Source organism: Tessaracoccus luoxuelianae (genome assembly GCF_054483915.1).
In genome coordinates this window covers 1,239,637-1,262,680 of the sequence record NZ_CM137013.1, presented here as the reverse complement: position 1 = coordinate 1,262,680, position 23,044 = coordinate 1,239,637, and the positions used below count along the sequence as shown (strand labels likewise).

25 protein-coding genes and 1 riboswitch are annotated in these 23,044 nt (G+C 70.5%); of the genes, 11 read left to right on the top strand and 14 right to left on the bottom strand.

Annotation, left to right across the window (positions count from 1 at the left end; genetic code table 11):
- Positions 1-3: 3 nt before the first annotated feature.
- The 10 genes from ccsB to ACX1D1_RS05425 all read right to left on the bottom strand — a co-directional run bounded on the left by ccsB (position 4) and on the right by ACX1D1_RS05425 (position 8,372).
- Entirely contained in the window at positions 4-915 is a 912-nt protein-coding gene (ccsB, locus tag ACX1D1_RS05470) for a c-type cytochrome biogenesis protein CcsB (RefSeq protein ID WP_459056227.1), read from the bottom strand.
- Positions 912-2,501 (bottom strand): cytochrome c biogenesis protein ResB, encoded by a 1,590-nt coding sequence (gene resB / locus ACX1D1_RS05465; protein WP_459056226.1) that lies wholly within the window; start codon positions 2,499-2,501, stop codon positions 912-914. Before resB ends, ccsB begins: the two co-directional genes overlap by 4 nt.
- Positions 2,471-3,181: a cytochrome c biogenesis CcdA family protein gene (locus ACX1D1_RS05460; RefSeq protein ID WP_459056543.1), complete on the bottom strand. Its 711-nt coding sequence runs from the start codon at positions 3,179-3,181 to the stop codon at positions 2,471-2,473. The genes resB and ACX1D1_RS05460 overlap by 31 nt, the downstream gene beginning before the upstream one ends.
- A gap of 41 nt (positions 3,182-3,222) precedes the next feature.
- On the bottom strand, positions 3,223-3,774 hold the full coding sequence (locus ACX1D1_RS05455) for a TlpA family protein disulfide reductase (RefSeq protein ID WP_182782177.1): 552 nt from the start codon (positions 3,772-3,774) through the stop codon (positions 3,223-3,225).
- Positions 3,771-4,433: a histidine phosphatase family protein gene (locus ACX1D1_RS05450; protein WP_182782176.1), complete on the bottom strand. Its 663-nt coding sequence runs from the start codon at positions 4,431-4,433 to the stop codon at positions 3,771-3,773. Before ACX1D1_RS05450 ends, ACX1D1_RS05455 begins: the two co-directional genes overlap by 4 nt.
- Positions 4,434-4,437: 4 nt before the next feature.
- Positions 4,438-6,036 (bottom strand): uroporphyrinogen-III synthase, encoded by a 1,599-nt coding sequence (locus ACX1D1_RS05445; RefSeq protein WP_459056225.1) that lies wholly within the window; start codon positions 6,034-6,036, stop codon positions 4,438-4,440.
- A gap of 15 nt (positions 6,037-6,051) precedes the next feature.
- Positions 6,052-6,297, bottom strand: a complete 246-nt coding sequence (locus tag ACX1D1_RS05440) for a glutaredoxin family protein (protein WP_459056224.1) — start codon at positions 6,295-6,297, stop codon at positions 6,052-6,054.
- Between the two features lie 53 nt (positions 6,298-6,350).
- On the bottom strand, positions 6,351-6,452 hold the full coding sequence (locus ACX1D1_RS05435) for a 30S ribosomal protein bS22 (protein WP_002550589.1): 102 nt from the start codon (positions 6,450-6,452) through the stop codon (positions 6,351-6,353).
- A gap of 106 nt (positions 6,453-6,558) precedes the next feature.
- Positions 6,559-7,356 carry a pyrroline-5-carboxylate reductase gene (proC, locus tag ACX1D1_RS05430; RefSeq protein ID WP_459056223.1) on the bottom strand — a complete coding sequence of 266 codons (798 nt, stop codon included), beginning with the start codon at positions 7,354-7,356 and terminating at the stop codon, positions 6,559-6,561.
- Entirely contained in the window at positions 7,353-8,372 is a 1,020-nt protein-coding gene (locus tag ACX1D1_RS05425; RefSeq protein ID WP_182782172.1) for an aspartate-semialdehyde dehydrogenase, read from the bottom strand. The genes proC and ACX1D1_RS05425 overlap by 4 nt, the downstream gene beginning before the upstream one ends.
- Positions 8,373-8,489: 117 nt before the next feature.
- Here ACX1D1_RS05425 and ACX1D1_RS05420 point away from each other — a divergent pair, with 117 nt between their 5' ends.
- From ACX1D1_RS05420 to ACX1D1_RS05410, 3 genes are read left to right on the top strand one after another with little or no spacing between them, the layout of a single operon-like run.
- Entirely contained in the window at positions 8,490-9,029 is a 540-nt protein-coding gene (locus ACX1D1_RS05420; protein ID WP_182782171.1) for a universal stress protein, read from the top strand.
- A complete protein-coding gene (locus ACX1D1_RS05415; protein WP_220489120.1) occupies positions 9,026-9,466 on the top strand; it encodes a FluC/FEX family fluoride channel in 441 nt (146 codons plus the stop codon). Before ACX1D1_RS05420 ends, ACX1D1_RS05415 begins: the two co-directional genes overlap by 4 nt.
- Positions 9,463-9,828 carry a fluoride efflux transporter FluC gene (locus tag ACX1D1_RS05410; RefSeq protein WP_459056222.1) on the top strand — a complete coding sequence of 122 codons (366 nt, stop codon included), beginning with the start codon at positions 9,463-9,465 and terminating at the stop codon, positions 9,826-9,828. Before ACX1D1_RS05415 ends, ACX1D1_RS05410 begins: the two co-directional genes overlap by 4 nt.
- An 11-nt stretch (positions 9,829-9,839) precedes the next feature.
- On the opposite strand, the gene ACX1D1_RS05405 is transcribed toward ACX1D1_RS05410, so the two are convergent.
- From ACX1D1_RS05405 to ACX1D1_RS05395, 3 genes are read right to left on the bottom strand one after another with little or no spacing between them, the layout of a single operon-like run.
- On the bottom strand, positions 9,840-10,634 hold the full coding sequence (locus ACX1D1_RS05405; protein WP_370586045.1) for a CPBP family intramembrane glutamic endopeptidase: 795 nt from the start codon (positions 10,632-10,634) through the stop codon (positions 9,840-9,842).
- Positions 10,631-11,539, bottom strand: a complete 909-nt coding sequence (locus ACX1D1_RS05400) for a proline dehydrogenase family protein (protein ID WP_459056221.1) — start codon at positions 11,537-11,539, stop codon at positions 10,631-10,633. Before ACX1D1_RS05400 ends, ACX1D1_RS05405 begins: the two co-directional genes overlap by 4 nt.
- Positions 11,526-12,338 carry a sugar phosphate isomerase/epimerase family protein gene (locus ACX1D1_RS05395; RefSeq protein ID WP_182782167.1) on the bottom strand — a complete coding sequence of 271 codons (813 nt, stop codon included), beginning with the start codon at positions 12,336-12,338 and terminating at the stop codon, positions 11,526-11,528. The genes ACX1D1_RS05400 and ACX1D1_RS05395 overlap by 14 nt, the downstream gene beginning before the upstream one ends.
- Before the next feature lie 80 nt (positions 12,339-12,418).
- Between ACX1D1_RS05395 and ACX1D1_RS05390 the strand changes: the two genes are divergently transcribed.
- The 3 genes from ACX1D1_RS05390 to ACX1D1_RS05380 are packed head-to-tail and all read left to right on the top strand — an operon-like array spanning position 12,419 to position 15,607.
- Positions 12,419-13,054, top strand: coding sequence for a VOC family protein (locus tag ACX1D1_RS05390; RefSeq protein ID WP_182782166.1), 636 nt, complete (start codon positions 12,419-12,421; stop codon positions 13,052-13,054).
- A 35-nt stretch (positions 13,055-13,089) separates the two neighbouring features.
- On the top strand, positions 13,090-14,475 hold the full coding sequence (gene radA / locus ACX1D1_RS05385; protein ID WP_182782165.1) for a DNA repair protein RadA: 1,386 nt from the start codon (positions 13,090-13,092) through the stop codon (positions 14,473-14,475).
- 7 nt (positions 14,476-14,482) lie between these two features.
- Positions 14,483-15,607 carry a HEAT repeat domain-containing protein gene (locus tag ACX1D1_RS05380; RefSeq protein WP_459056220.1) on the top strand — a complete coding sequence of 375 codons (1,125 nt, stop codon included), beginning with the start codon at positions 14,483-14,485 and terminating at the stop codon, positions 15,605-15,607.
- Here the strand turns inward: ACX1D1_RS05380 and ACX1D1_RS05375 are convergent.
- A complete protein-coding gene (locus ACX1D1_RS05375) occupies positions 15,550-16,317 on the bottom strand; it encodes a HEAT repeat domain-containing protein (RefSeq protein ID WP_459056219.1) in 768 nt (255 codons plus the stop codon). The two genes, ACX1D1_RS05380 and ACX1D1_RS05375, sit on opposite strands and share 58 nt — an antisense overlap.
- Before the next feature lie 133 nt (positions 16,318-16,450).
- On the opposite strand from ACX1D1_RS05375, the gene ACX1D1_RS05370 reads away from it, so the two are divergent.
- From ACX1D1_RS05370 to ACX1D1_RS05350, 5 genes are all read left to right on the top strand, one after another.
- Entirely contained in the window at positions 16,451-18,136 is a 1,686-nt protein-coding gene (locus ACX1D1_RS05370) for an ABC1 kinase family protein (RefSeq protein WP_459056218.1), read from the top strand.
- Positions 18,137-18,162: 26 nt separating this feature from the next.
- Complete coding sequence (gene disA / locus ACX1D1_RS05365) at positions 18,163-19,200, top strand: DNA integrity scanning diadenylate cyclase DisA (protein ID WP_459056217.1); 1,038 nt, start codon at positions 18,163-18,165, stop codon at positions 19,198-19,200.
- 53 nt (positions 19,201-19,253) lie between these two features.
- Positions 19,254-19,359, top strand: a riboswitch (TPP riboswitch).
- A gap of 30 nt (positions 19,360-19,389) precedes the next feature.
- A complete protein-coding gene (locus ACX1D1_RS05360) occupies positions 19,390-20,436 on the top strand; it encodes a thiamine ABC transporter substrate-binding protein (RefSeq protein ID WP_182799104.1) in 1,047 nt (348 codons plus the stop codon).
- Positions 20,415-22,079, top strand: coding sequence for an ABC transporter permease (locus ACX1D1_RS05355; RefSeq protein WP_459056216.1), 1,665 nt, complete (start codon positions 20,415-20,417; stop codon positions 22,077-22,079). Before ACX1D1_RS05360 ends, ACX1D1_RS05355 begins: the two co-directional genes overlap by 22 nt.
- Positions 22,073-23,044 carry an ABC transporter ATP-binding protein gene (locus ACX1D1_RS05350; RefSeq protein WP_459056215.1) on the top strand — a complete coding sequence of 324 codons (972 nt, stop codon included), beginning with the start codon at positions 22,073-22,075 and terminating at the stop codon, positions 23,042-23,044. The genes ACX1D1_RS05355 and ACX1D1_RS05350 overlap by 7 nt, the downstream gene beginning before the upstream one ends.

Genomic DNA, 23,044 nt, shown 5'->3' with positions numbered 1-23,044 from the left:
GGCTCAGATGCCCGCGTACGAGTGGAGGCCGCTGAACAGGAGGTTGACCCCGATGAAGTTGAACCAGAAGGTGACCAGCCCGAGGAGCGCGATGATGGCGACGGGGCGGCCTCGCCACCCGGCCGTCGCGCGCGCATGCAGGTAGGCGACGTAGACGATCCAGGTGATGAAGGACCACGTCTCCTTGGGGTCCCAGTTCCAGAACCGTCCCCACGCGTACTGCGCCCAGATGGCGCCCGCGGCGATGGTGAACGTCCACAACGGCACGGCGAAGGCGTGCAGTCGGTAGGAGATCAGGTCCAGCTTCTGGGCGGTGGGCACCTTGGCGAGGTAGCCGTTGATCACGGTCCCCCGGGCGGCGGCCCGCCGCTCCGCTGCGTCTCGGACGAGGAAGAGAGCGGACGCGACGGCTCCCACGTTGAACGCCGCGCCGGAGATGGCTGCAGCCACGATGTGGATGACAAACCACACGCTGTGCAGCGCGGGCACCAGCGGCGACACCTCGACGTAGAACTGGGTCACGGCCAGGCCGAGGCCGACCGTGAAGAGCAGGGTGAGCCCGAGCCCGAGCCAGCGCATGCCGAAACGGGCGACGCAGAACAGGTAGATGATCACCGCGAACGCGAGGGCGGAGGTGACGAACTCGTACATGTTGCCCCACGGTGGGCGCTCCGCGGCGACACCGCGCAGGACCACCGCGCCCACGTGCAGCAGGGCTGAGATCACTGTGGCTGCTACCGCCAACCGCCCCCACAGGTCCACCCTCGTGCGTTGGGTGTCCTCAGAACCATCGGCTGGCCTGACGGGTGCGAGCCCTCGGGCCGACGCCCACTCCAGCGCATGGAGGGCGAAGGCGAGGAGGTACCCGACGGCCGCGTAGACCATCGCGGTGTAGGACCATTCGGACAACGTCACGTCTCGGGTCCCTCCTTCATCTGCTGGCTGGGCGCGCCCCCATTGTGCACACGATCTGTCACGGAGGCCAACACGCCGGCCACCTCGTCGTCGAGTCCGCTGGCCGCGTCCGCGCGGTCCAGGCCACCTGCGAGCGCCTCGCCGTCGACGATTCTGACGAACAGGCGACGGGGCCGGACGGTGAGCGACACCGACAGGCCTGCCACCCCCACGATCAGCGAGATGAGCGTCATGGTGTTGCCTGGTGTCTGGCTGACCTGCAGCTTCATCCAGCGGTCCCAGCCGTCGAAACTGATGGATCCCAGCCCGTCCGGCAGCGCGAATCCGGCGCCCGGCAGCATTCTGGCCCGCAGCACCTCTCCGTCGTCTCCCTGCACGGGGGCGAGGCCGGTGGTGGTCAACGTGTAGACGCTCTCGGGAACACCGGTCTCCTCCGCGGGGGGCCCGGACCAGGCGTTGAGGTAGACCTCCGGGCTGAGCGCGTCGGGGAAGACCGAGTGGGGGCCGGTCTCGTCCAGCACGGCCGTCGGGAAGAAGAAGGCCTCGAACGCCAACCGCTGAGGGCGGGCGTCGGGCACCTTGATTACGCCCACCGACGCGAAGTTGCCGTCCTGGGGCAGGAAGACCACCGGGCCGCTGAAGGCCACGTCCCCGTTGCCGTCGGTGACCGTGAAGGCGGGTGCGTAGCCGTGTCCGATCAGGTTGACCTGCGTCCCACCGCTGGTGATGAGCGGCTCGTTGACTGTCAGCAGCGCGTCGCGGGCGCCGGAGGAATCCTCCAGCACCACGTCCGCGTCGAACTGACGGGCCGCCCCCCGCTGCACCTCACCGGTCTCGAAGGCGACGCGGAACTGCTCGATGCCGACCGAGAAGGGCTCCAGCCCGTCGGTGTCCACCAGGGAGCCGGAGGTGAAGTCGTCGTACTGGGTGATGACGTTGGCGAAGGCGCGGCCTTCGACCACGACGACGGTGCCGTGGAATCCCCACAGGTTGGACCAGGCCATGCCGATCAGCATCGCCACCAGGGAGATGTGGAAGATGAGGTTGCCGGCCTCGCGGATGTAGCCGCGTTCGGCCGACAGCCCGTCATCGAAGCGCCGGACCCGGTACCGCTTGGACCGCAACCACTGTTCCCCGGCGTCGAGCGCCTGAGCGGTGGGCGCCTCGAGGGTGCCACGGCCGGTGGCGGGAAGCCTCTCGATCCGCGCGGGCAGCGACGGCGGCGGCTTGCGCACAGCGTCCAGGTACTTGCTGATCCGCGGGAGGATGCACCCGATCAGCGAGACGAAGAGAAGCAGATAGACGGCTGAGAAGGCAGGCGAGGTGTAGACGTCGTAGAACCCCAATGGCTCGAAGATCGAGTCCCAGAACGGGTTGGCGCGCTTGAAGTCCAGCACTGAGATGGGGGAGGCGCTCTGTTGGGGGATCATGGAGCCCGGGATGGCGGCCAGGGCCAGCAGGAAGAGCATCATGAGGGCGGTCCGCATCGAGGTCAACTGCCCCCAAGCCCACCTCACCAGCTCCACCGGGCCCAGCGCCTTGCGCGACCCCTCAGTCACAGGATGGTTCCGAAGCTCGAAGCCCATTGGCGCAGCACCGCGATGAGCGCGTCCCACCAACCCACCACCATGGCGAGACCCACCACCATCATCGCGACGCCGCCCAACCGCTGCAGCAGCTGCCCGTGGCGCTTCATCCACTCGAAGCGGGGCGCCAGCGCGGTGAACGCGATGGCGAAGGCGAGGAAGGGGATGCCCAGGCCAAGCGCATACGCGAAGGCCAGGATCCCGCCTCTGGCCGCAGACCCCTCGTTGAGGGCCAGGGTCAACACCACCGAGAGCGCGGGGCCGATGCACGGCGTCCAGCCCAACCCGAAGACCATCCCCAGGAGGGGCGATGCCCACACCCCGAACCTGGGCGCCACGCTCGGGCGCCATCCGCTGGGGACCGGTAGCCAGCCCGCGAACCCCGCGCCGAGCACCATGATGATCACGCCGAGCGCCACCGTGATGGCCCTGGCGTTGGTCAGCAGGGCGGCCCCGACGCCCCCGATGAGAGCACCGGTGAGGACGAAGACAATTGAGAAACCCAGAATGAAGCCGAGTGTTCCACCCACGAGGAGCCGCTTGGATGCGGTTCCTCCCGTGATTTGGGCCGAGCCCAGGCCTGAGGCGTAGGACAGGTAGCCGGGGAGCAGCGGCAGCACGCAGGGGGACGCGAACGACACCAGCCCGGCCAGCATCGCCACCGGGATGGCCACCAGCATGGACGACGTCAGGGCCGCCCCCGCCCAGGACTCGAGGAGGATCACCCGCCGGCCTCCACATCGGCGACGATACCCGTGAGCGTGGTGGCGTCCACCTCACCCAGCACCCGGGCCGCGACACGCCCCTCGGAGTCGATGACCACGGTGCTGGGGATGGCCTTGGGAGGCAGCTGCCCGAATCCGAGCAGCAGTTCACCGTCCGGATCGAAGATGCTGGGGTAGGTGAGGCCGAAAGCCCGTTCGAAGGCCTGCGCCGGGGCCACATCGAGGTCACGGGTGTTGAGGCCGATGAAGGAGACGTCCTCGCCCAACTCCCGTGCGGCCTCCACCAGCTCGGGCGCCTCGGCCCGGCACGGGGCGCACCAGGACCCCCACACGTTGACCACGATGATCTTCCCGGTGTGGTCCGCCGTCGAGACCTCAGTCCCGTCAAGGGCCGTCCCGGCGAGCGTGGGCGCCGGTTGGCGCGCCTCTGCGGGCACGATCGTGACCGTGCCGTCGCCGCCCTCGAAGCCGACTCCGTCAGAGGATCCCTGCGCGCCACAGCCCGCCAGGAGCACGGTGGCGGCCCCTGCGACGAGGAGAAGCCTCACGTGCCGACCTTGAACCGCCGACCACGCACGGCGGGCAGGAGGTGCGCGACAGGCTCGGCGTAGTCCACCGCCGTCACGACGCCGTCGCGGAGCGTGAAGCTGGTCACGGAGCACAGGGTGCACTGCCGGCGGCGCGGGTCGTGGACCAACGGCCGGCCCTCCGCGTCGCTGCGGGCGATCCAGATGGGCAGCTGGTGGCTCACCACGAGCGCCTGCCCACCGGGGCCGGCGGCGAGGGCGGCATCGGAGATGGCGGCCCTCATCCGGGCGACGACCTGCGTGTACGGCTCGCCCCAGCTGGGCTGCAGAGGGTTGCGCATGTGCCAGAACATCCTGGGGTCCCGAAGTGCGCGGTTCCCCTTGCCGAACACCATGCCCTCGAACTTGTTGTCTGCCTCGATCACCCGCTCGTCTGTGGTGACGTCCAACGCGGGAAAGAGTGCGGCGGTGGGAGCCATGGTCTCCTGCGCACGCTGGAGGGGCGAACAGCGCAGATGGGTCAAGGGCACGTCTCGCCAGTGTTGCGCCATCCGGGCCGCCATCCGTTGCCCGAGCTCTGAGAGCCCGAAGCCAGGGAGGCGCCCGTAGAGGACGGCGCCGGGATTCTCCACCTGTCCGTGCCGCATGACGTGCACGATCGTTGCGTCTGCCACGCCCATCACCCTACTCTGCCGGGGCAACTACCTTGCGCCGCTTGCGGCGCTTGCGCTGCGAGGGCTTGCTGACCGGGAGACCGGCCGCCAGCTGATCCGCGCGCCTGCGGTCCGCGAAGCGGGCAAGCGCCTCAGCCAGTGATTCGAAGGTGGGCGCGTCTGCGATCACGTCCACGCGGAGCCCGTGCATCTCGCAGGCCGCGGCGGTGGCGGGGCCGATCGCTGCCACCACCGTGGCTGGGTGCGGCTTGCCGGCGATGCCGATCATGTTGCGCACGGCCGTGGCGGAGGTGAAGACGACGGCGTCATACATGCCCGTCTTGATGTCGTCGCGGACCTCAGGCGGCGGCGGGGCGGCCCGGACCGTGCGATAGGCGGTGACCTCCTCCACCTCCCAGCCCAGGCGGCTCAGACCGACGAGGAGGGGCTCCACCGAGACGTCGGCCGAAGGCACCAGGACCCGGTTGAGTGGGTCGATGAGATCGTCGTAGGCGGGGAACTCGTTGGCCAGCGCGCCGGTGGTGTTCTCGACGACCGGGGTGAGGTCCGCCACCAGGCCCAGCCGGCCGAGCGCCTCCACCGTGCCCCTGCCGACGGCGGCGAGGCTGATCCCGGACAGGGCGCGGGAGTCCAGGCCGTACTCAGTCAGCCGCTCGGCGATGGCGGCGACGGCGTGCGGCGAAGTGAGCACCAGCCACAGGTAGCGGCCGTCCACCAGCCCGCGAACGGCCTTCTCCATGCCCTGCTCGGTGCGGGGCGGCTCGATGGACATGGTGGCCACCAGCTCGGTGGCGGCACCGTAGTGCGCCAGTTCCTCGGTGAGCGAGGACAGATCGTCCTTGGTTCGGGGGGCGATGACCCGCCAGTCGAACAGGGGCTTGCCCTCGAACCAGGCGTAGCGCTGGCGGCGCGCCTCCTCGATCCCGGGCCCGACGATGAAATAGCACTCGGCGGCGTCGACGTGGTCCACCTCACCCCAGGTGAGCACCTCGCTGACCTGCGCCGTCGTGCCGACACCCACGAGGCTGAGGCACTGCCCGTCGCGCCCGTACCGCGTGGCGGCCTGCTCGGCCACGGCGCGCGCCAGGGAACCGGCGGCGCGCACGATCAGCGTCTTGGCCGAGGGCCAGTCATCGATGTGTGGGACTTCCACCCTGGCGTCCAGGGCGGCGAACGCGGCGGTGGCGGTGACGCCGCCGAACGACAGCGCGGCGCTCCAGCGGTTGACGCCAGGCACCACGTTCGCGCGGATGCCGGCCGTGGCAAGGACCTCCGGAAGGACGCCACCGGCGTCGGCATCGGTGAAGTAGTCCCCGGCGTGCAGCCGCACCACGCGACGCCCCCGCGCGACGGCGCCGAGGATCTCGGCAACCTCGTCGTCTCCCCCTGCCAGCCGCACTTCGGCGTGCGCCGGAACCATGGCCTTGATCTGCTCAACGTCCGCGGCGGGGTCCACGATGAGGAGGTCCGCGAAACGCATCGCCCGCGACCCGGACAGCGTGAGTAGACCAAGATCAGCGGGGCCCGAGCCGACGAACGTGACCGACCCACCGGTCGGTTCGAACTCCGGCGGACTTGCCGGCGAGGTCGGTTCCAGGGAATCGGTCACTTCGATCATTTCCGTTCAGGGCTGGTCGGCGAGCGACGAGATCCAATCGACTGGCGTGTCCCGGGGAGTACGCGAGGCGAGAGCCACACGCAGTGCGTCGTCGTCGACGAACCAGTAGCTGAGTAGCTCCCGGTCCACGAATGTGACGGGCACATGGTCTGTGAATCTGGCTTGGAGTGAGCCGATGGAATCTATGTCCACGGCACGCCAGGCCACCCCGAGGTCCTCGCAGGCGCTGCGCACGACCGCTTCGGCATCCACGCAGAGGTGGCATCCGGAGCGGGTCAGCAGCAGAACCCGTGAGGGTGCTGCCACTACTTGCCGGCGCGACGACGCTGGATGCGGGTCTTCTTCAGGAGCTTGCGGTGCTTCTTCTTGGCCATGCGCTTGCGACGCTTCTTGATGACAGAGCCCACTGTGTGCCTTTCATTACCGGATGATCCGGGTGCCTTCGATGTGCCTGGCCACGTTGGGCCAGACTCTGAATCTTAACCGCTCTTGGGGAGTATCGACCAATCCCTCTCAGCGGGCCATGGCGCGGCCGCGCTCGGCGCAGGCCTCCATCGCCGCCAGGAACGCCGCGCGGACCCCGCGATCATCCAGCACTCGGAGCGCGGCGGCGGTGGTACCGGCGGGCGAGGTGACCTGTTCGCGCAGCTCGACGGCCCGCGACCCTGTGGCGAGCAGGGCCGCCGATCCGACGAAGGTCTGCACCACCAGCTCACTTGACTGCTGGCGCGTGAGGCCCTGGTGGACCCCCGCCTCGATCATCGCGTCCGCCACGTAGAAGAGGTAGGCCGGGCCGGAGCCTGAGACGGCGGTGAGCGCGTCGATCCGGGTCTCCGGAATGACGATGCTGCGTCCAACCGCGTCCATCAGCGCGGAGACCGCCTCAACCTGCTCCGCCGAGGCGTGGTGCCCGGGCACCACCCCGGCCATCCCCTGCCCCACGAGCGCGGGCGTGTTGGGCATCACGCGGACGACGGCGGCCCCCTCGGGCAGGCCGGCCTCGAGCTGCGCGATCGGCGTGCCGGCGGCGATCGAGACCACCAGTGGCACGTTCCCCCGCACCTCGATGCGGCTCGACAGCTCCTCCAGCACCCCGTCGATCTGGTGCGGCTTGACCGCCAGCACCACGACATCGGCGACGGCGGCCTCGGACAGCGGGACCGCCCGGACCCCGTGTGCGGCGGTGACCGCGGCGGCCCGCTCCGCGGAGGGCTCGACGACGGAGAGGTCCGCCGGCCGATGCCCTGCGGCGAGCCATCCCGCGAGCAGCGCCTCGCCCATCGCCCCTGCGCCGATCAGAGTCAGCTTCATCGGATCAGCAGCTCAGCGATCTGGATGGCGTTGAGGGCAGCGCCCTTGCGCAGGTTGTCGTTGCTGATGAACAGCACCAGACCGCGCCTGCTCTCCACGCTCTGGTCCTGACGGATCCGGCCGACGAACGAGGCGTCAGCGCCCGCGGCCTGCAGCGGGGTGGGCACATCCACGAGCGTCACTCCCGGCGCCTTCACCAGCGCCGCGCGGGCCTCCTCGGGGGTGATGTCCGCGGCGAAACGGGCGTGCACCGACAGCGAGTGGCCAGAGAAGACGGGGACGCGCACGCAGGTGCCGGCAACCCGCAGCTGCGGCAGGTGCAGGATCTTCCGGGACTCGTTGCGCAGCTTCTTCTCCTCGTCCGTCTCACCCTCGCCGTCGTCGACGAGGCTGCCGGCCAGCGGCACCACGTTGTAGGCGATGGGGGCGACATAGGGGGCCACATCTGATGGGTGGAATGCCGCGCCGTCGTGGGCGAGGACGCGGGGGTCCTCGATCTGGCCCAGCTGCGAGGCGAGCGCCTCGACGCCCTTCACTCCCGACCCGGAGACGGCCTGGAAGGTGGTCACCTGCAGCGACTCGAGGCCCGCTGCGTCGTGGAGTGCCTTGAGGACCGGCATGGCGGCCATCGTGGTGCAGTTGGGGTTGGCGATGATGCCGAGCTCCGCCTGCCCGACGTCCTCCGGGTTGACCTCGGAGACCACAAGCGGGACCCGCGGATCCATCCGCCAGGCCGACGAGTTGTCCACGACGGTGGCGCCGGCCTCGGCCACGCGCGGCGCCCACAGCTTCGAGGTCGACCCACCGGCCGAGAACAGGGCCACGTCCAGGCCGGCGAAGTCCGCCGTCTCGATGTCCTCGACGACCACCTCTCCCGCACCCCAGGGCAGCGCCCTGCCCGCCGACCTCGCCGAGGCGAAGTAACGGATCTGCTCAACCGGGACATTGCGCTCCGCCAGGAGGCGACGCATGACGCCGCCCACCTGCCCGGTCGCGCCGAAGACTCCAACACGCATGGGCGGAAGTCTACGACGACACCGCCTGAGCGCGACATGTCGTGTCCAGTGCCTCGCCATTCCCGCCTGTCCACTGGGTAGTGTTCGCCTCGTCGGGTCTGAGAGAAGAGGTCGACGATGAAGCAGGTTCCCCAACCACATCCGTCGCGCATCACGCCCTTCAGCAACCATTGCGTCGTCGTCGGAGTGACGCCGGAGCAGCCGGCGGTGGTGCTGTTGACCGCCGCTGAGCTGGCCCGGGCGCAGGGAGGTGTCCTGTACTGCGCCTATGCGGACCCCGGCCGGGTCGTCGAACGCGAGTTCCCCGATGGCACCGTGGAGCACAGCGACATGGACCCGGACATGTCCGACGACGAGGAGTGGCGGCGGCGCCAGGAGACGCTGCTGGCCGCGGTCGGGGAATCGATGGCCGGCAGCGATGTGCGCTGGGAGTTCCGGTACCTGGCCGGCCGCGCGGATCGGGCGCTGACCCATCTCGCCAGGGCGGTCGACGCAGCGGTGATCGTCGTCGGCACCGGGCGTCCCGGGCGGAGCGGGCGTTTCCATGGCCTGCTCGACGCCGCCGTCGGCACGCACCTCGTCCACCACCAGCACCGCCCGGTGCTCACGGTGCCCACTTCGGTGGTGGACTGGAAGACACCGCTGGAGTGGCGGTGACCCCACCCTCCTCGTCGCTGCCCGCCTACCTGCGGCCCTCCCTCCTCGGTCTGGTCACCCTCGGCGGCGCGGCCGGCACGACGCTACGCTCCGCCCTGGAGTCCGCCTTCGGGGCGGGCGCCGGCGAGTTCCCGTGGGCCACGTTCGCCATCAACGTCTCGGGCGCGCTGATCCTCGGCGCCCTCCTCGAGGCGCTTGCCCTGGTGACGGCTGACAGCGGGCGAAGGAGGGCGCTGCAGCTCGCGCTGGGCACCGGGCTCCTCGGCGGTTACACCACCTACAGCACCTTCATCCTGGAGGCGGTCGCGCTGGGGCGCGGTGGAGACCTGCCCCTGGCCATGGCCTATGCCGGTGCCAGCGTCGCCGCCGGGTTCCTGGCCGCCAGCGCGTCGATGGCGCTCGTGCGCCGGGCGGTCGCGGCTGGGCGGCGGGCATGATTCCGCTCTGGGTGGCCCTGGTCGGCGGCCTGGGCGCGGCGGCACGCTTCATGCTCGACGGGGTCATCACGGCAAGGCTGAGCCGCTCGCTACCCACCGCCACGCTCATCATCAACGTGACCGGCTCGTTCCTGCTGGGCGCCGTGACGGGGTGGGCCGCCGGTGGGGCCGAGGCCGTGCGCGCCGTCGCGGGGATCGGCTTCCTGGGCGGCTTCACCACCTTCTCCACCGCCAGCGTCGAGCTGGTGCGCGTGGTGCGCGTGGGCCGCGCCCCCGCAGCGGTGGCGCTGGGGGTCGCGATGCTCCTGTTCAGCGTCGCGGCCGCCCTGATCGGCCTGGCCGTCGGCGCGGCCATCCGCTGAGCGCCAGAGGGTCAGCGGCCGATCCAGGCGAGCAGTACGGGCAGCAGGGGGGCGCCGACGAAGGCGACGATGTCCAGCAGCGAGTGCGTGATCACCAGCGGCATCACGCGCCTGATCTTCAGGTACAGCCATCCGAAGGCCAGGCCCATCACCAGGTTGCCCACGAAGCCGCCGAAGCCCTGGTAGAGGTGGTAGCCGCCGCGGATGAAGGCGCTGACCACGACGATGACCCACATCCGGCCGCCCGTCTGGGCCCACCTGGTGAAGAGGTAGCCGATCATCAGCACCTCCTCCAGCACGCCGTTCATCACAGCCCGGAGCACAAGCACGGGAACGGTCCACCAGTTCGCGGCCAGGTTGGCCGTGCTCACCTGGGTGTTGATGCCGATCTCGACGGCGAACACGTAGAACGCCAGCCCCGCGACCCCGATCACGGCGAACACGCCGAACCCCCAGGCCAGGTCGAAGCCGGGGCGCCGCAGGTCGAAGCCCATCACGCGCCAGGGCCCCTCCTCCGGGCGGTGCTGCGTGGCGAGCAGGTACAGCGCCAACGCCACCGGCACCAGCGGAAACGTCATCCACGCGAGCTGGTAGGCGAGGTCCAGCCAGGGCCTGTCCGGAGTCGCGCTGTTGTTGATGGAGGTGGTCTGCTGGTTGAGCGGGATGGGCCTGGTGAGCTTCTCGATGATCGAGAGCAGGGCGTAGATCGCCGACTGCCCCAGCGAGAGCAGCAGCACGATGACCATCTCGGTGCGCAGGAGGCGGCGGGTGGACGGCTCGACCGCGAGCGCCGAGTGCGCCGTCACCGCTTGTCCGAGATGGCCCGCAGGTAGCTGTACAGCGTCCTCGGCCGGGCGGCGATCCGCGTGGTGAGGTACTCGAACCAGGCCGGCCCGAACGGCACGTAGGTGCGGGAGCGGTAGCCAATGTCCGTGAGGCGGCGCTGCTCGAGCGGGCGGACGCCGTAGAACATCTGGAACTCGAAGCCGTCCCGGCCGACGGCGTTGCGTCGGGCCAGGTCCTGCGTGATGGCGATCATCGTCGGGTCGTGGGACGCCACCATGGCGTAGGCGTGGTCCTCCATGGCGCGGCGAACGCACCTCACCAGGGCCAACGACTTCTCGTGCTCATGGCGGTAGCCCTCGGCCTTCGGCACCGGATAGGACCCGACGCAGAGCCGCACCCGTGCCCCGTCGGCGCCGATCCGCTCCAGGTCACGTTCGGAACGCCGGATGTCGGCGGGCAGGGTCAGCCCGATCCGGTCGCAGCCGGCGCGGGCGGCGCTCCACAGCCGCAGGGTCTCGTCGTATCCCTCGGTGCCCTGCATCTCCAGGGTGACGACGGCACCGCTGGCCGTGGTGACGCGGCAGAGATCCTCGAGGCGGGCGCGGGCGCTGGCTGGACTGTCGCGGAGTCCGAGCGAGGACGGCTTCACGGAGATCTCGACGCCTTCGGCGCCCTCCCCCAGCGCGTCCAGGGCCCGGCAGAGCATGTCCGTGGTCTCCGACTCGTCGTCGGAGCTGGGAAGGTAGGCCAGCGATACCAGCAGCCCCTGCCCCTGGAGCCGCCGCGTCACGGCCACCGCGTCGTCGATGGCCTCACCCGCCACGTAGGAACTGGCGAAATCCAGCGCCGCCCCGGAGGCCATGGCGGACTCCTGCACCCGCCGAGACCTGATCACACCCCGTACCGCGCTGTTAAGACGCGACATCGACCCTCCTGGCAGAGCCCTTCGCCAGCACCTTCCGGATGGAGGCCAGCGAATCCGCCAACATCTCCTCCCGTTCGTGCCGCGACCGCGCCCGGCGGCTGGAGATCTCCAGCACGATGTGGCCCGGGAACCCCTGCGCCCCGAGTTCCTCCACGAGGGTCCACGCGTTCTGATCGCCCTCCCCCGGCAGGAGGTGCTCGTCCTTGAGGGAGCCTCGACCGTCGGTGAGATGCACGTGGGCCAGCCGATCCCCCCACGCGTGCATGAGGTCCAGCGACTGGCGCTGCGACGTGGACGCGTGGCTGAGGTCCAGCGTCAGGTGGTCGTAGTCATAGACAGTTGGGTCCCAGCCGGGGAGATAGGCCTGGAAGTGGCCGGCGGGCGTCCGCCACGGGTACATGTTCTCGACGGCGAACTTCACCGGGGACTCCGCGTTGAGGCGCTTGATGCCGGTCACGAACTCGGCGCCGTACTCGCGCTGCCAGCGGAACGGCGGGTGGACCACGACGGTGTCTCCGCCGAGACGCTGCACCGCCTCACCGGAGCGCCTCAGCTTGTCCCACGGGTCCGAGCCCCAGGTGCTCTGGGTGACCAGGAGGGTGGGGGCATGCACGGACAGCACGGGCACCCCGTGGTAGGCGGAGAGTTTCTCGACGGCGTCGACATCGGTGGAGAGGGCATCGACGCCGACCATGAGCTCGACGCCGTCGTAGCCGAGCGACGCGGCCAGCTCGAACGCGCTGGCAGAAGCCTCCGGAAAGACGGAGGTGGTCGAGAGCAGGACCTTCGACGTGGACACACCGCAACACTACCCGCCGGAGCCCCGGACCGGCTGAGCCCGATTAGTTGTTTAGCACTGGTCAGGGCAAGAATGGGCCCATGCACGTCGACCATCTGATCTTTGCGACAGGCCCCGACGGCCTCAAGGCTGAGGCATCGCGGCTCGCCGATGCACTGGGTACGGAGTACAAGGACGGCGGTTTCCATCCGCGTTTCGGTACCCGCAACCACATCATCCCGCTGGCTGACGCCCGCTACATCGAGGTGGTCGAGGTCCTGGACCACCCGGCCGCAGACAAGGCCGCCTTCGGGCAGGCCGTTCGGGCCCGCTCAGAGATGGGCGGCGGATGGATGGGCTGGGTGATCAGCGTTCCGGACATCGCGCCCTACGAGCAGCGCCTCAACCGCTCCGCCGTGCCAGGTCTGCGCCACTTCCCGGACGGACGCCGTCTGGAGTGGGTCCAGATCGGGATCCGCGGTCTCATCGCGGATCCGCAGCTGCCGTACTTCCTTGAGTGGAAGAGCGACGACTCGCTCCGCCCTGCCGCGCTCCGCGGCGAGGTGCGCCTGACGTCGCTGCAGATCTCGGGCTCCGCGGATCGCCTCTCGGAGTGGCTGGCGATGCCGGTGGCCGACGAGATCGACGGCATCAGCCTGGACCTCGTGGCCCCGCACGGCACGCCCGGAATCTCCAACGTGACGTTCGAAACTCCCCAGGGCACCGTCACCATCTGACCCGATGTGTCGGAGGGGGCACCTAAGCTCTCAGCGTGGCAAAAAAGCAGGACACCTATCACTGCACCGAGTGCGGATGGACGAGCGTGCGCTGGGTCGGCAAGTGTGGTGAATGCCAGGCCTGGGGCACGGTGGCCGAGCGCGGGGCACCCAAGCTGAAGCAGGTGTCGTCCTCCGTTCCCATGGACGCGGCCGTGCCCATTTCGCAGGTACCCACGGACACGGCCCAGAGACGCCTCACCACTATCGCGGAGCTGGACCGGGTGCTCGGCGACGGCATCGTGCCGGGATCGGTGATTCTGCTGGCAGGCGAACCCGGGGTCGGCAAGTCCACGCTGCTGCTGGACGTGGCGGCCAAGTGGGCAAGGTCCGGACAGCGCACTCTGTACATCTCGGGTGAGGAGTCGGCCTCCCAGGTGCGGCTGCGGGCCGAGCGCACGGGATCCGTCGCGGACGAGCTCTACCTGGCCTCCGAGACGGATCTGGGCACGGTGCTCGGCCACGTGGAGAGCGTCCGTCCCAGCCTGCTCGTGGTGGACTCGGTCCAGACCATCGCCACGGCTGAGGCCGAGGGAGCGCCCGGCGGCCCCGCGCAGGTGCGGGAGGTCACGGGCGCGCTGGGCAGGGTGGCCAAGCGCGAGGACATGGCCGTGATCCTGGTGGGACACGTCACCAAGGACGGCGCCATCGCCGGCCCGCGCACCCTCGAGCACCTGGTGGACGTGGTCCTCACCTTCGACGGGGACAGGCATTCGGGGTTCCGGATGGTGCGGGCCACGAAGAACCGCTTCGGCCCCGCGGACGAGGTGGGGTGCTTCGAGATGAGCGAGAGGGGCATCGTCGAGGTACCGGACCCGTCCGGGCTGTTCACCACAGAGCACAACGAGCCGACGCCGGGCACCTGCGTCACGGTGACCATGGAAGGCAGGAGGCCGCTGCTCGCCGAGATCCAGGCGCTGGTGGCGCCGTCGCCCTACCAGTCCTCCCCGCGGCGCACCACCCACGGCCTGGACAGCTCGAGGATCGCCATGGTGCTGGCGGTGCTGGAGCGGAAGGTTCGCCTCCCGCTGTCCCAGCACGACGTCTACGTCTCCACCGTCGGCGGGGCGCGGGTCACGGACCCCTCTCTGGACCTCGCAGCCGCGATCGCGATCGCCTCGGCCGCCGTGGACTGGCAATACCCACGCAGGCTGATCGCGCTGGGCGAGGTGGGACTCGCGGGTGACCTGCGGAGGGTGCCGGGCGTGGAGCGGCGGCTCGCCGAGGCGGCCAGGCTGGGCTTCGAGCTCGCCCTGGTACCGAGGGGCTCACGGGACGTGACGGTCAAGGTCCCCCGGCTAGGCGGGTTGAAGGTGACCGAGGTGGGCTCTCTGGCGGAGGCGATCGAGACGCTGGCCCTTCACGTCTCCGGGCAGGGTTGAGGCCGAGGTGGAGGCGCTGCGGATCGGGGAGATTGCCCGGCGCACGGGGTTGTCGCCCCGGACGCTGCGCCACTACGACCAGCTCGGCCTGCTGGTCCCCAGCCAACGGTCGACGGGTGACTACCGGCTGTACTCCCATGAGGACCTCGTGCGCCTCCTGGCCATCGCGCACCTCAAGTCGCTCGGGCTCTCACTCACCGAGGTGCGCAGCGCCCTGGACGATCCGGCCTTCGACGCCGCGACCCTCCTCCAGCAGCACATCGAGGCTCTCGAGCGCAGGATCGTGGCCGAGCAGGAGCTGCTCGCCAGGCTGAGGGGGCTGACGACGGCGGCCGAGGCCGGCTGGGACGAGGTGCTGGACGCCATCGCATTGAGCGAACGGTTACGGCATCCGGATGCGGCGGTCCGCTTCCGAGCGGCGCTGTCCAGCCACGAGGCCGCCCCCCTGGAGGACCTCGTCGAGATCCTGCGCAGCGATCCGGAGCCCGGCGTCCGTGAGGCCGCCACCTGGGCGATCACCCAACGCGGGCAGGGCTCGTCGGCCAAGCTGAGCGAGGCCCTGGCCACCGGAGACCGGGACGCCCGCCTGTCCCTGGCGCACGTCCTGGGCAAGCTCCGGGACCCGGGGGCGGTGTCGATGCTGGCCGGGCTGCTGGAAGACGAGGACGCCACCGTGGCGGCCAAGGCCGCGTTCAGCCTGGGACAGGTGGCCGGGCATGGCGCGGTGGACGCGCTGATCGGGGCCCTCGCAGACCCCAGAGCCGCCGTCAGGGATGAGGTCGCGGCCTCGCTGGCCCGCCTCGCGGGCGCGGTGGAGCCGCTTCTGGCAGCCACGTCGGATCCCGCGCCATCGGTCAGGGCGCTGGCGGCCGAGACGCTGGGCCTGATCCGGGCGCCCGCGAGCGTCGGGGCGCTGGCGGCCCTCCTCTCGGACCCGGACCGGGAGGTGCGCTTCTCGGCCCTCCTGGCGCTCGGTCAAATCGACGGTCAGGAGGCCGGGCGCGCCGTCGCGGGTGAGTTGGACTCACCGGATCAGCGCGCCCGGCTCCTCGCCCGGCGCCTCATGGCGGACCGTCAGGCCTTCGCCTTGGCGGACTCGGAACGGGCGGCCAGGAAGCGACCAGCCACCTGAGCGAGCAGTGCGTCACCGCCGTCGGCGATACGCGCCAGGGCGCCGTCGGACACCTCGCTGAGCTGCCCCAGTGCAGACACCGCATGCAGCGCGACGGTGGCGTCGCCGTCGCCGGCGGAGGCCTCCAAGGCGTCCACCGCTGGGTCGGCATGCGGTCCGCCGAGGTGGCCGAGCGCCTCCGCGGCGTGGGCCCGCACCTCGGCGTCGGGATCACCGAGGGCGGCCGTCAGCGCGGGAACGGCCTTCTCCCCCAGGCGGTGCATCGCGGTGGTGAGGGCGTCGCGTTGCAGCGCATCACCGTCGCCCAGACGCTCGGCCAGCGCACCGGCCGCCTCGTGGCGCCCGGTGTTGGCCACAGCGCGGTAGGCCTTGATCGCCACGTCGGCGTGCTCGTCGCCGACGAGCGGACGGAGGCTCTCGAAGTGGGCAGGGTCGCCGATCTTGCTGAGCACGTGCGCGCCGGCGCGTCGCTGGTCCGCCTCCGGGCTGGTCAGCATGGCCAGCAGGTCCGCCTCCGCCTCCTCGGCGTGCTGGACAAGCGCCCAGGTGAGATCCTCGCGGACGCGGGGGTCGCGTTCGATCCGCAGCCGATCCAGCAGGGCCGGCGCGGCCGCGGCGTCCCGCGTGGCACCCAGGGCGAGGGCGGCGTGGCGCCGGGCGGTGCCATCGGTGCTGGCGAGGGTCTGGATAAGTGTCTGAACATCGGTCATGGCTCGACGCTAATCCTTGACGCTGCGTGAAGGTCAAAACGGTTCGCTGACGGAGGATTCCGTAGCCGGTTCACCCCGACCGGGGGGCCAGTCAGCAGTAGCGTGGAGCCAGACCACCGCTCTCAGGAGAAAAATGCCAGACCTCGCCATGATGACCCAGCTCGGCGGACTGCTCATCCGGCACCTCAAGGCGTTCAACACCGACGCTTCTCCGCTACCCGGCGAGTCCCCCGACGCCACACAGGCCGAGGACGCCGTGAAGTTCACCGAGGGGCTGGAGAAGCTCGGACCAACCTTCATCAAGTTCGGCCAGCTGCTGTCCACCCGCCAGGACCTGCTGCCCACCTCCTACACCGAGGCGCTCACCCGGCTGCAGGACAACGTCGATGCCGTCCCCGTCGAGGAGATCCGGCAGCGCATCGAGGACTCCCTGGGCGCCCCCGTCTCGACGCTGTTCGCCGAGTTCGACGACGTCCCGCTCGCCTCAGCCTCGCTCGCCCAGGCCCATCGGGCCGTCACCCGCACCGGCCGCGACGTGGTGGTCAAGGTGCTGCGTCCGGGCGTCCGGGAACGCGTGCGCAGCGACCTGGCCTCGCTGGCCGAGCTGGCGGACTTCGCCGACGCCAACACCGCCATCGGCCCCCGCCTGGGGGCGGCCAAGATGCTCGCTCAGTTCCGCCGGTCCATGGCCGACGAGTTGGACTACCGCAAGGAGGCCGCCAACCTCGACACCTTCCTGGAGCTCGTCGAGGACGAACCGGACCTCGTGGTCCCCGCCTACATCGCGGATTACTCCACCGACGACGTCCTGACCATGGAGTTCGTCCCCGGCAAGAAGATCACCGACGTCGGCCCGCTGGCGATGCTCGATGTCGACGGCGCCCGGCTGGCCGCCTCCCTGTTCCGCTTCATGCTCAGCGCCATGCTGATCGACGGCATCCTGCACGCCGACCCTCACCCGGGCAACCTGTTCCTCACGCCGGACCATCGTGTGGCGATCCTCGACGTGGGCATGGTGGTGCGGCTTCCACGGCGGCTCCGGAGCGCCATGGTCAAGCTGCTGGTCTCCATCGGTGAAGGCGACGGCGAGGGCGCCGCGACCATCCTGGCCGACATGGGTCACCCCACCGACGAGTACGACGCGGCGGCCTTCCGCGACGACGTCTCGCACCTGGTATCGGCGACGCTGTCCATGGGAGCAGACCTCCAGGCGGGCAGCGTGCTGATGCAGCTGGCCCGCGTCTCCGGCGTGCACGGCCTCCGCCCACCCGCGGAGATGACCCTGGTGGCCAAGGCACTGCTCAACCTGGACCAGGCCACGCAGCACCTGGACCCGCGCTTCACCCCCATCGAGGCCATCCAGGCAAACCTCCCCACCATCCTCACCGCCGGCCTGAAGCCCAGCGCCGGGCAGACCCTGCTCGGCACCATCGAGGGCAAGGAGTTCCTGGAGCGGCTCCCCCGCCGCGCCAACCGCCTGCTGGATTCCCTGACGGAGGGGGAGCTGGCGTTCACCGTCAACGCCTTCGACGAGAACCGCGTCCTGATGGTGCTGCAGCAGGTGGCCAACCGGCTGTCCACGGCCCTCATCCTGGCGGCCATCACGATCGCGGCCGCCCTCCTGATGTTCGCCGACGTCGGCCCGCGGCTCCTCGGATACCCGGCGCTCGGGATGGTCTTCTTCCTGCTCGCCGCCGTCGGTGGCCTCGTGATGGTGGCCACCATCCTGTGGCACGATCGGCCCTTCCGCCGCACGGTCAAGCGGACCGACCGGAGGGCTCGCCTCTCCGACGACGCGGGTGGCCCCTCGCGCACCTAGACTGGGCTGATCCACAAGGAGGTGTGTTGGCCAAGTCCACCGTTCGCCGCTACCTGAAGCTCCTCGCGCCCGGCACTCCACTGCGCGCCGGACTGGACCGCATCCTGCTGGGTCGCACGGGCGCACTGATCGTGCTGGGCAACAACTCCAAGGTGACGCAGGTGTGCTCGGGCGGGTTCCAGATCGGTGTGGAATGCACCGAGCAGGCGCTGCGGGAGCTGGCCAAGCTCGACGGCGCCATCATCCTCTCCACGGACCTCACCCGGATCATCGCGGCCGGGGTGCACCTGGTGCCGGCGGGTGACCTGCCCACCGCGGAGACCGGAACCCGGCACCGCTCGGCGGACCGCACCGCGCAGGCCGCCGGGGTACCGGTGGTGACGGTGTCGGCCTCGATGTCGACCGTGTCGCTCTTCCTCGACGGCCGGCGCCACGTCGTCGAAACCGCCTCCCAGGTGATCAGCAGGGCGAACCAGACGCTGGCCACGTTGTCGCGGGTGGTCGCCCGGCTGGGAGACCTGATGGATCAGTTCACGGCCCTGGAGATCGGGGAGCAGGTGACCCTGCGCGATCTCGCCCACGTGGTCCACCGCCTGGAGCTGACCCGCCGGCTGTCCTCCGAGATGCAGTTCCACGCCGACGTCCTCGGCGTCGAGGGCCGGATGGTGGCGATGCAGCACGCCGAGCTCGCCTCCGCGTTCGACGGCGTCGCGGAGTTGCTCACGGAGGACTACGCGCACAACCTGGAGGATCCCGCCGAGTTCGATCTGGCCCGCCTGCACAACTTCTCCACCGAGGAGCTGTTCAGTGGGGCGCTGGTCGCGCAGCGACTCGGCTTCGGGCCCAACCCCAACATGGAGCAGGCGGTCGCCACACGAGGTGTCCGCCTGTTGACCAAGGTGGGGCGCCTGCCGGCGCCCCTGGTGACCAGGCTCGTGGACCGCTTCACCATCCAGGAACTGTTCGCCGCCCCGCTGAGCGCGCTGCTCGAGGTGGAGGGCATCGGGCAGCTGCGGGCACGCCAGGTCCGCGACGCGATGTCGAGGATCGCCGAGATCAACTGAAGCGAGCGGCCCACGGACCGCGTGGAGGGTCCCCCTGCCGCCGGTATAGGCTGGGGGCAACACAGGGGAGCGCCACGGGGCGCTGAGAGTGCGGACAGTCCGCAGACCCTCAAACCTGATCCGGTTAGCACCGGCGTAGGGAGTGAGATCTCCTCGGCCCGGCCGAGCCTCCGAAAGGAGACAACCACCATGATCAGCACCAGCCGCGCCCTCGCAGCCGGGGCAGCCGTCCTGGCGCTCAGCGCCTGCGCAGGCGGCGAGCCCGCCACCACCGGAGCGCCGACGGCCACCACCACCGAGACCAGCTCACTGACCGTGTTCACCCACGACGCCTTCACCCTGCCCGACGAGCTGAAGGCCCGCTTCGCCGAGGAGACCGGCTACGAGGTCACCTACACCACCCCGGGCGACGCTGGCGCCCTGGTCAACCAGCTCATCCTCACCAAGGACTCCCCGCTCGGGGACGTGGTGGTGGGCGTGGACAACACGTTCGCGTCGCGGGCCTCCGAGGCGGGGGTCCTCGCCCCCTACACCTCCCCGGCATCCGCGTCGCTGCCCGAGGAGTTCCTCGCCACGGACCTCACCCCCTTCGACTACGGCGACGTCTGCATCAACGCCGACACCGTCTGGTTCGAGGCCAACGACCTCCTCCTACCGGTCACCCTCGACGACCTGGCCGAGCCCGCCTACAAGGACCTGCTGACGGTCACGAACCCGGCCTCGTCGTCGCCGGGCCTGGCCTTCCTCATCGCCACGGTCGGCGCCAAGGGCGACGGCTACCTGGATTACTGGCGCGCGCTGATGGACAACGGCGCCAAGGTGGCCTCGGGCTGGACGGAGGCCTACTACACGGACTTCTCCGGCGCCGACGGCAAGGGGCCACGGCCCCTCGTGCTGTCCTACGCCACCTCACCGGCCTTCACTGTCGCGGGGGACGAGTCCACCACCGTCGCGCTCCTGGAGACCTGCTTCCGGCAGGTCGAGTACGCGGGCGTGATCGCCGGGGCTGAGAACGCGGTGGGGGCCGGGAAGTTCATCGACTTCCTGCTCACCCCCGAGGTGCAGGCCGCGATCCCCGAGAACCTCTACATGTTCCCCGTCGTCCCTGGCACTCCCCTCCCCGAGCAGTGGGAGAAGTTCGCGGTGCTCCCCGACGAGCCCATCGACGTCCCGCAGTCCGAGATCGGCGCCAACCGCGACGAGTGGATCAGGGCGTGGACCGACGCCACCAGTTGAGCCGCGGGCTTTGGTGGGCGGGCTGGACGGTCGCGGCGGGGGTGCCGGCCGCCTTCCTGGCCGTCTTCTTCGCGTGGCCGGCCGCCAGCCTCGTCGCCCGCGGCCTCCACGACGGCTCGGCCTGGACGCTTGAGGGCTTCGCGTCGGTCTTCGGCTCCCCCCGCACGTGGGGGGCCGTGGGCTTCACGCTCGGCTCGGCGTCCCTGTCGACGGTGCTCTGCCTCGCGCTCGGGCTCCCCGGCGCGCACCTGCTGTACCGCCGCCGCTTCCGCGGCCGCGACACGCTCCGCGCGCTGGTGACCATCCCCTTCGTGTTGCCGACGGTGGTGGTGGGCGTGGCGTTCGGGTCGCTGTTGCGCCCCGACGGGCTGCTCGGCTGGCTGGGCCTCGGCGGGACCGCCTCCGCGATCCTCGCCGCGATGGTCTTCTTCAACTACTCGGTGGTGGTGCGCACCGTCGGCACCTTCTGGGCCCGCGTCGATCCCCGGCTCACGCAGGCCGCTGCCACCCTCGGCGCGTCCCCGGCGCGGGTGCTGGTGACGGTGACCCTCCCCACCCTGGCGCCCGCGCTGCTGTCGTCGGCCTCGCTGGTGTTCCTGTTCAGCGCCTCCTCCTACGGGATCGTGATGGTGCTGGGCGAGACCCGGTTCCGCACGATCGAAACGGAGATCTGGTTCCTCACCACTCAACTGCTGGACCTCCCGGCGGCGGCGGCCCTGTCCGTGGCGCAGCTCGTGATCGTCACCGCGACACTCTGGCTCAGCGCCCGGGCGCAGGCCCGCATGACGCGGGCGCTGCGCCTGCAGCCCGACGTGGTGACGGCCCGCCCGCTCGCGCTGCGCACAGACTGGCCGGCGGCCGCCCTCACGCTGGCCGTCGCCGTCGTGCTGCTGGGCCTCCCGCTGGCCAACCTGCTCTGGCGCTCCCTGCATGTCGGCGGGCAGCTCAGCCTCGGCAACTTTGCGCTCCTGGGCGACGCCGGCGGACCCGGGGCCGGGGTGTGGGGTGCGCTGCGCACCACCGTCATGACCGCGCTCACCGCCACGGCCATCGCCCTGACGCTTGGCATGCTGGTGGCGTTGGTGGCATCCAGGCGCCCGCGCCGCCGACGCGGCCGTCACGCCCTGGCCGCCCTGGAGGGGCTGTTCCTGCTGCCCTTGGGGGTCTCCGCGGTCACCGTCGGCTTCGGCTACCTGATCACGCTGAACCGGCCGCCGCTGGACCTGCGTTCGAGCATCGTGCTGATCCCCATCGCCCAGGCTGTGGTGGCCCTCCCCCTGGTGGTGCGGACGCTGCTGCCGACCCTGCGCGCCATCGACCCCCGGCAGCTGGAGGCCGCCGCGACACTCGGCTCCACGCCCCTCCAGGTGCTGCGACGGATCGAGCTGCCCCATCTGGCGCGCGGGCTCGGGCTGGCCACCGGGTTCGCGTTCGCAACGTCGTTGGGCGAGTTCGGGGCGACCTCCTTCCTGGCGCGCCCCGACAATCCCACCCTGCCCGTGCTGATCTTCAGGGCCTTCGGCCGCCCGGGCGCCGAGAACTACGGCCTCGCCCTGGCCGCCTCGGTGCTCCTGGCAGTATTGGCGGGAATCACCATGGCGCTCGCGGAACGCGTGCGGCCGAAGGAGGTAGCCACGTGGTAGCACTCGAGGTTCGAGACGCCGTCGTGCGCTACGGCGACACGGTCGCGGTGGACGGCGTGTCCGTGGCGGTGTCGCGGGGAAGCGTGGTCGGCCTCCTGGGGCCGTCGGGGTCCGGGAAGTCGACCCTCCTGCGCGCCATCGCGGGGCTCGAGCCGCTCGTGGCCGGTTCGGTGTCCTGGGAGGGGCAGGATCTCGCCGGCACCAAGGTGCACCAGCGCAACTTCGGGCTCGTCTTCCAGGACGCGCAGCTGTTCCCCACCATGACGGTGGGTAGGAACATCGCCTACGGGCTGGGGCGGTTGGCACGCGAGGAGCAGCGCGCGAGGGTGGCGGAGATGCTGGAGCTGGTGGGGTTGCCCGGTTACGAGCAGCGCCGCCCCACCGAGCTGTCCGGGGGCCAGGCCCAGCGGGTGGCGCTGGCCCGCTCCTTGGCGCCGTCGCCGCGCGCCCTACTACTTGACGAGCCGCTCTCTGCGCTGGATACCGGGCTGCGCCGTCGCCTGGCCGACGATCTGGCCAGGATTCTGCGCGAAACCCACACCACCGCGGTCTACGTGACCCACGATCATCAGGAGGCCTACACCATCGCCGATTCGGTGGCGGTGCTGCACGAGGGCAGGCTCCTGCAGATGGCCGACCCCGAGGCGCTGCGCAGCGCGCCCTCCTCCAAACAGGTGGCGGCGTTCCTGGGCTACCGCGCGTTCGTGACCGAGCATCAGGCGCGGGACTTGGGATGGCACGGCTCGCTGCCGGTGGGATTCGTGCTCGGCGTGGGGCCGAGCTCCCTGGTGCTGGACGAGTCGGGCGTGGAGGTGGAGGTGGTGGACCAGGGGTACACCGTCGACGACGTCGAGATCGGGGTGCGGCTGCCCGACGGTCAGCGGGCCACCGTGTCATCGCCCGAGCGCATCCACGCGCCGACGGTGCGGGTCCGCCTCATCGGCGGAGCGGTCACCCCGGCCTGA

Bases quoted from the DNA above. Each gene is read 5' to 3' on its own strand.
- resB (WP_459056226.1), bottom strand. From the start codon at position 2,501: ATGGGCTTCGAGCTTCGGAACCATCCTGTGACTGAGGGGTCGCGCAAG.
- ACX1D1_RS05460 (WP_459056543.1), bottom strand. From the start codon at position 3,181: ATGCTGGTGGCCATCCCGGTGGCGATGCTGGCCGGGCTGGTGTCGTTC.
- ACX1D1_RS05450 (WP_182782176.1), bottom strand. From the start codon at position 4,433: ATGGGCGTGGCAGACGCAACGATCGTGCACGTCATGCGGCACGGACAG.
- proC (WP_459056223.1), bottom strand. From the start codon at position 7,356: ATGAAGCTGACTCTGATCGGCGCAGGGGCGATGGGCGAGGCGCTGCTC.
- ACX1D1_RS05425 (WP_182782172.1), bottom strand. From the start codon at position 8,372: ATGCGTGTTGGAGTCTTCGGCGCGACCGGGCAGGTGGGCGGCGTCATG.
- ACX1D1_RS05420 (WP_182782171.1), top strand. From the start codon at position 8,490: ATGAAGCAGGTTCCCCAACCACATCCGTCGCGCATCACGCCCTTCAGC.
- ACX1D1_RS05410 (WP_459056222.1), top strand. From the start codon at position 9,463: ATGATTCCGCTCTGGGTGGCCCTGGTCGGCGGCCTGGGCGCGGCGGCA.
- ACX1D1_RS05400 (WP_459056221.1), bottom strand. From the start codon at position 11,539: ATGTCGCGTCTTAACAGCGCGGTACGGGGTGTGATCAGGTCTCGGCGG.
- ACX1D1_RS05390 (WP_182782166.1), top strand. From the start codon at position 12,419: ATGCACGTCGACCATCTGATCTTTGCGACAGGCCCCGACGGCCTCAAG.
- ACX1D1_RS05375 (WP_459056219.1), bottom strand. From the start codon at position 16,317: ATGACCGATGTTCAGACACTTATCCAGACCCTCGCCAGCACCGATGGC.
- ACX1D1_RS05370 (WP_459056218.1), top strand. From the start codon at position 16,451: ATGCCAGACCTCGCCATGATGACCCAGCTCGGCGGACTGCTCATCCGG.
- ACX1D1_RS05360 (WP_182799104.1), top strand. From the start codon at position 19,390: ATGATCAGCACCAGCCGCGCCCTCGCAGCCGGGGCAGCCGTCCTGGCG.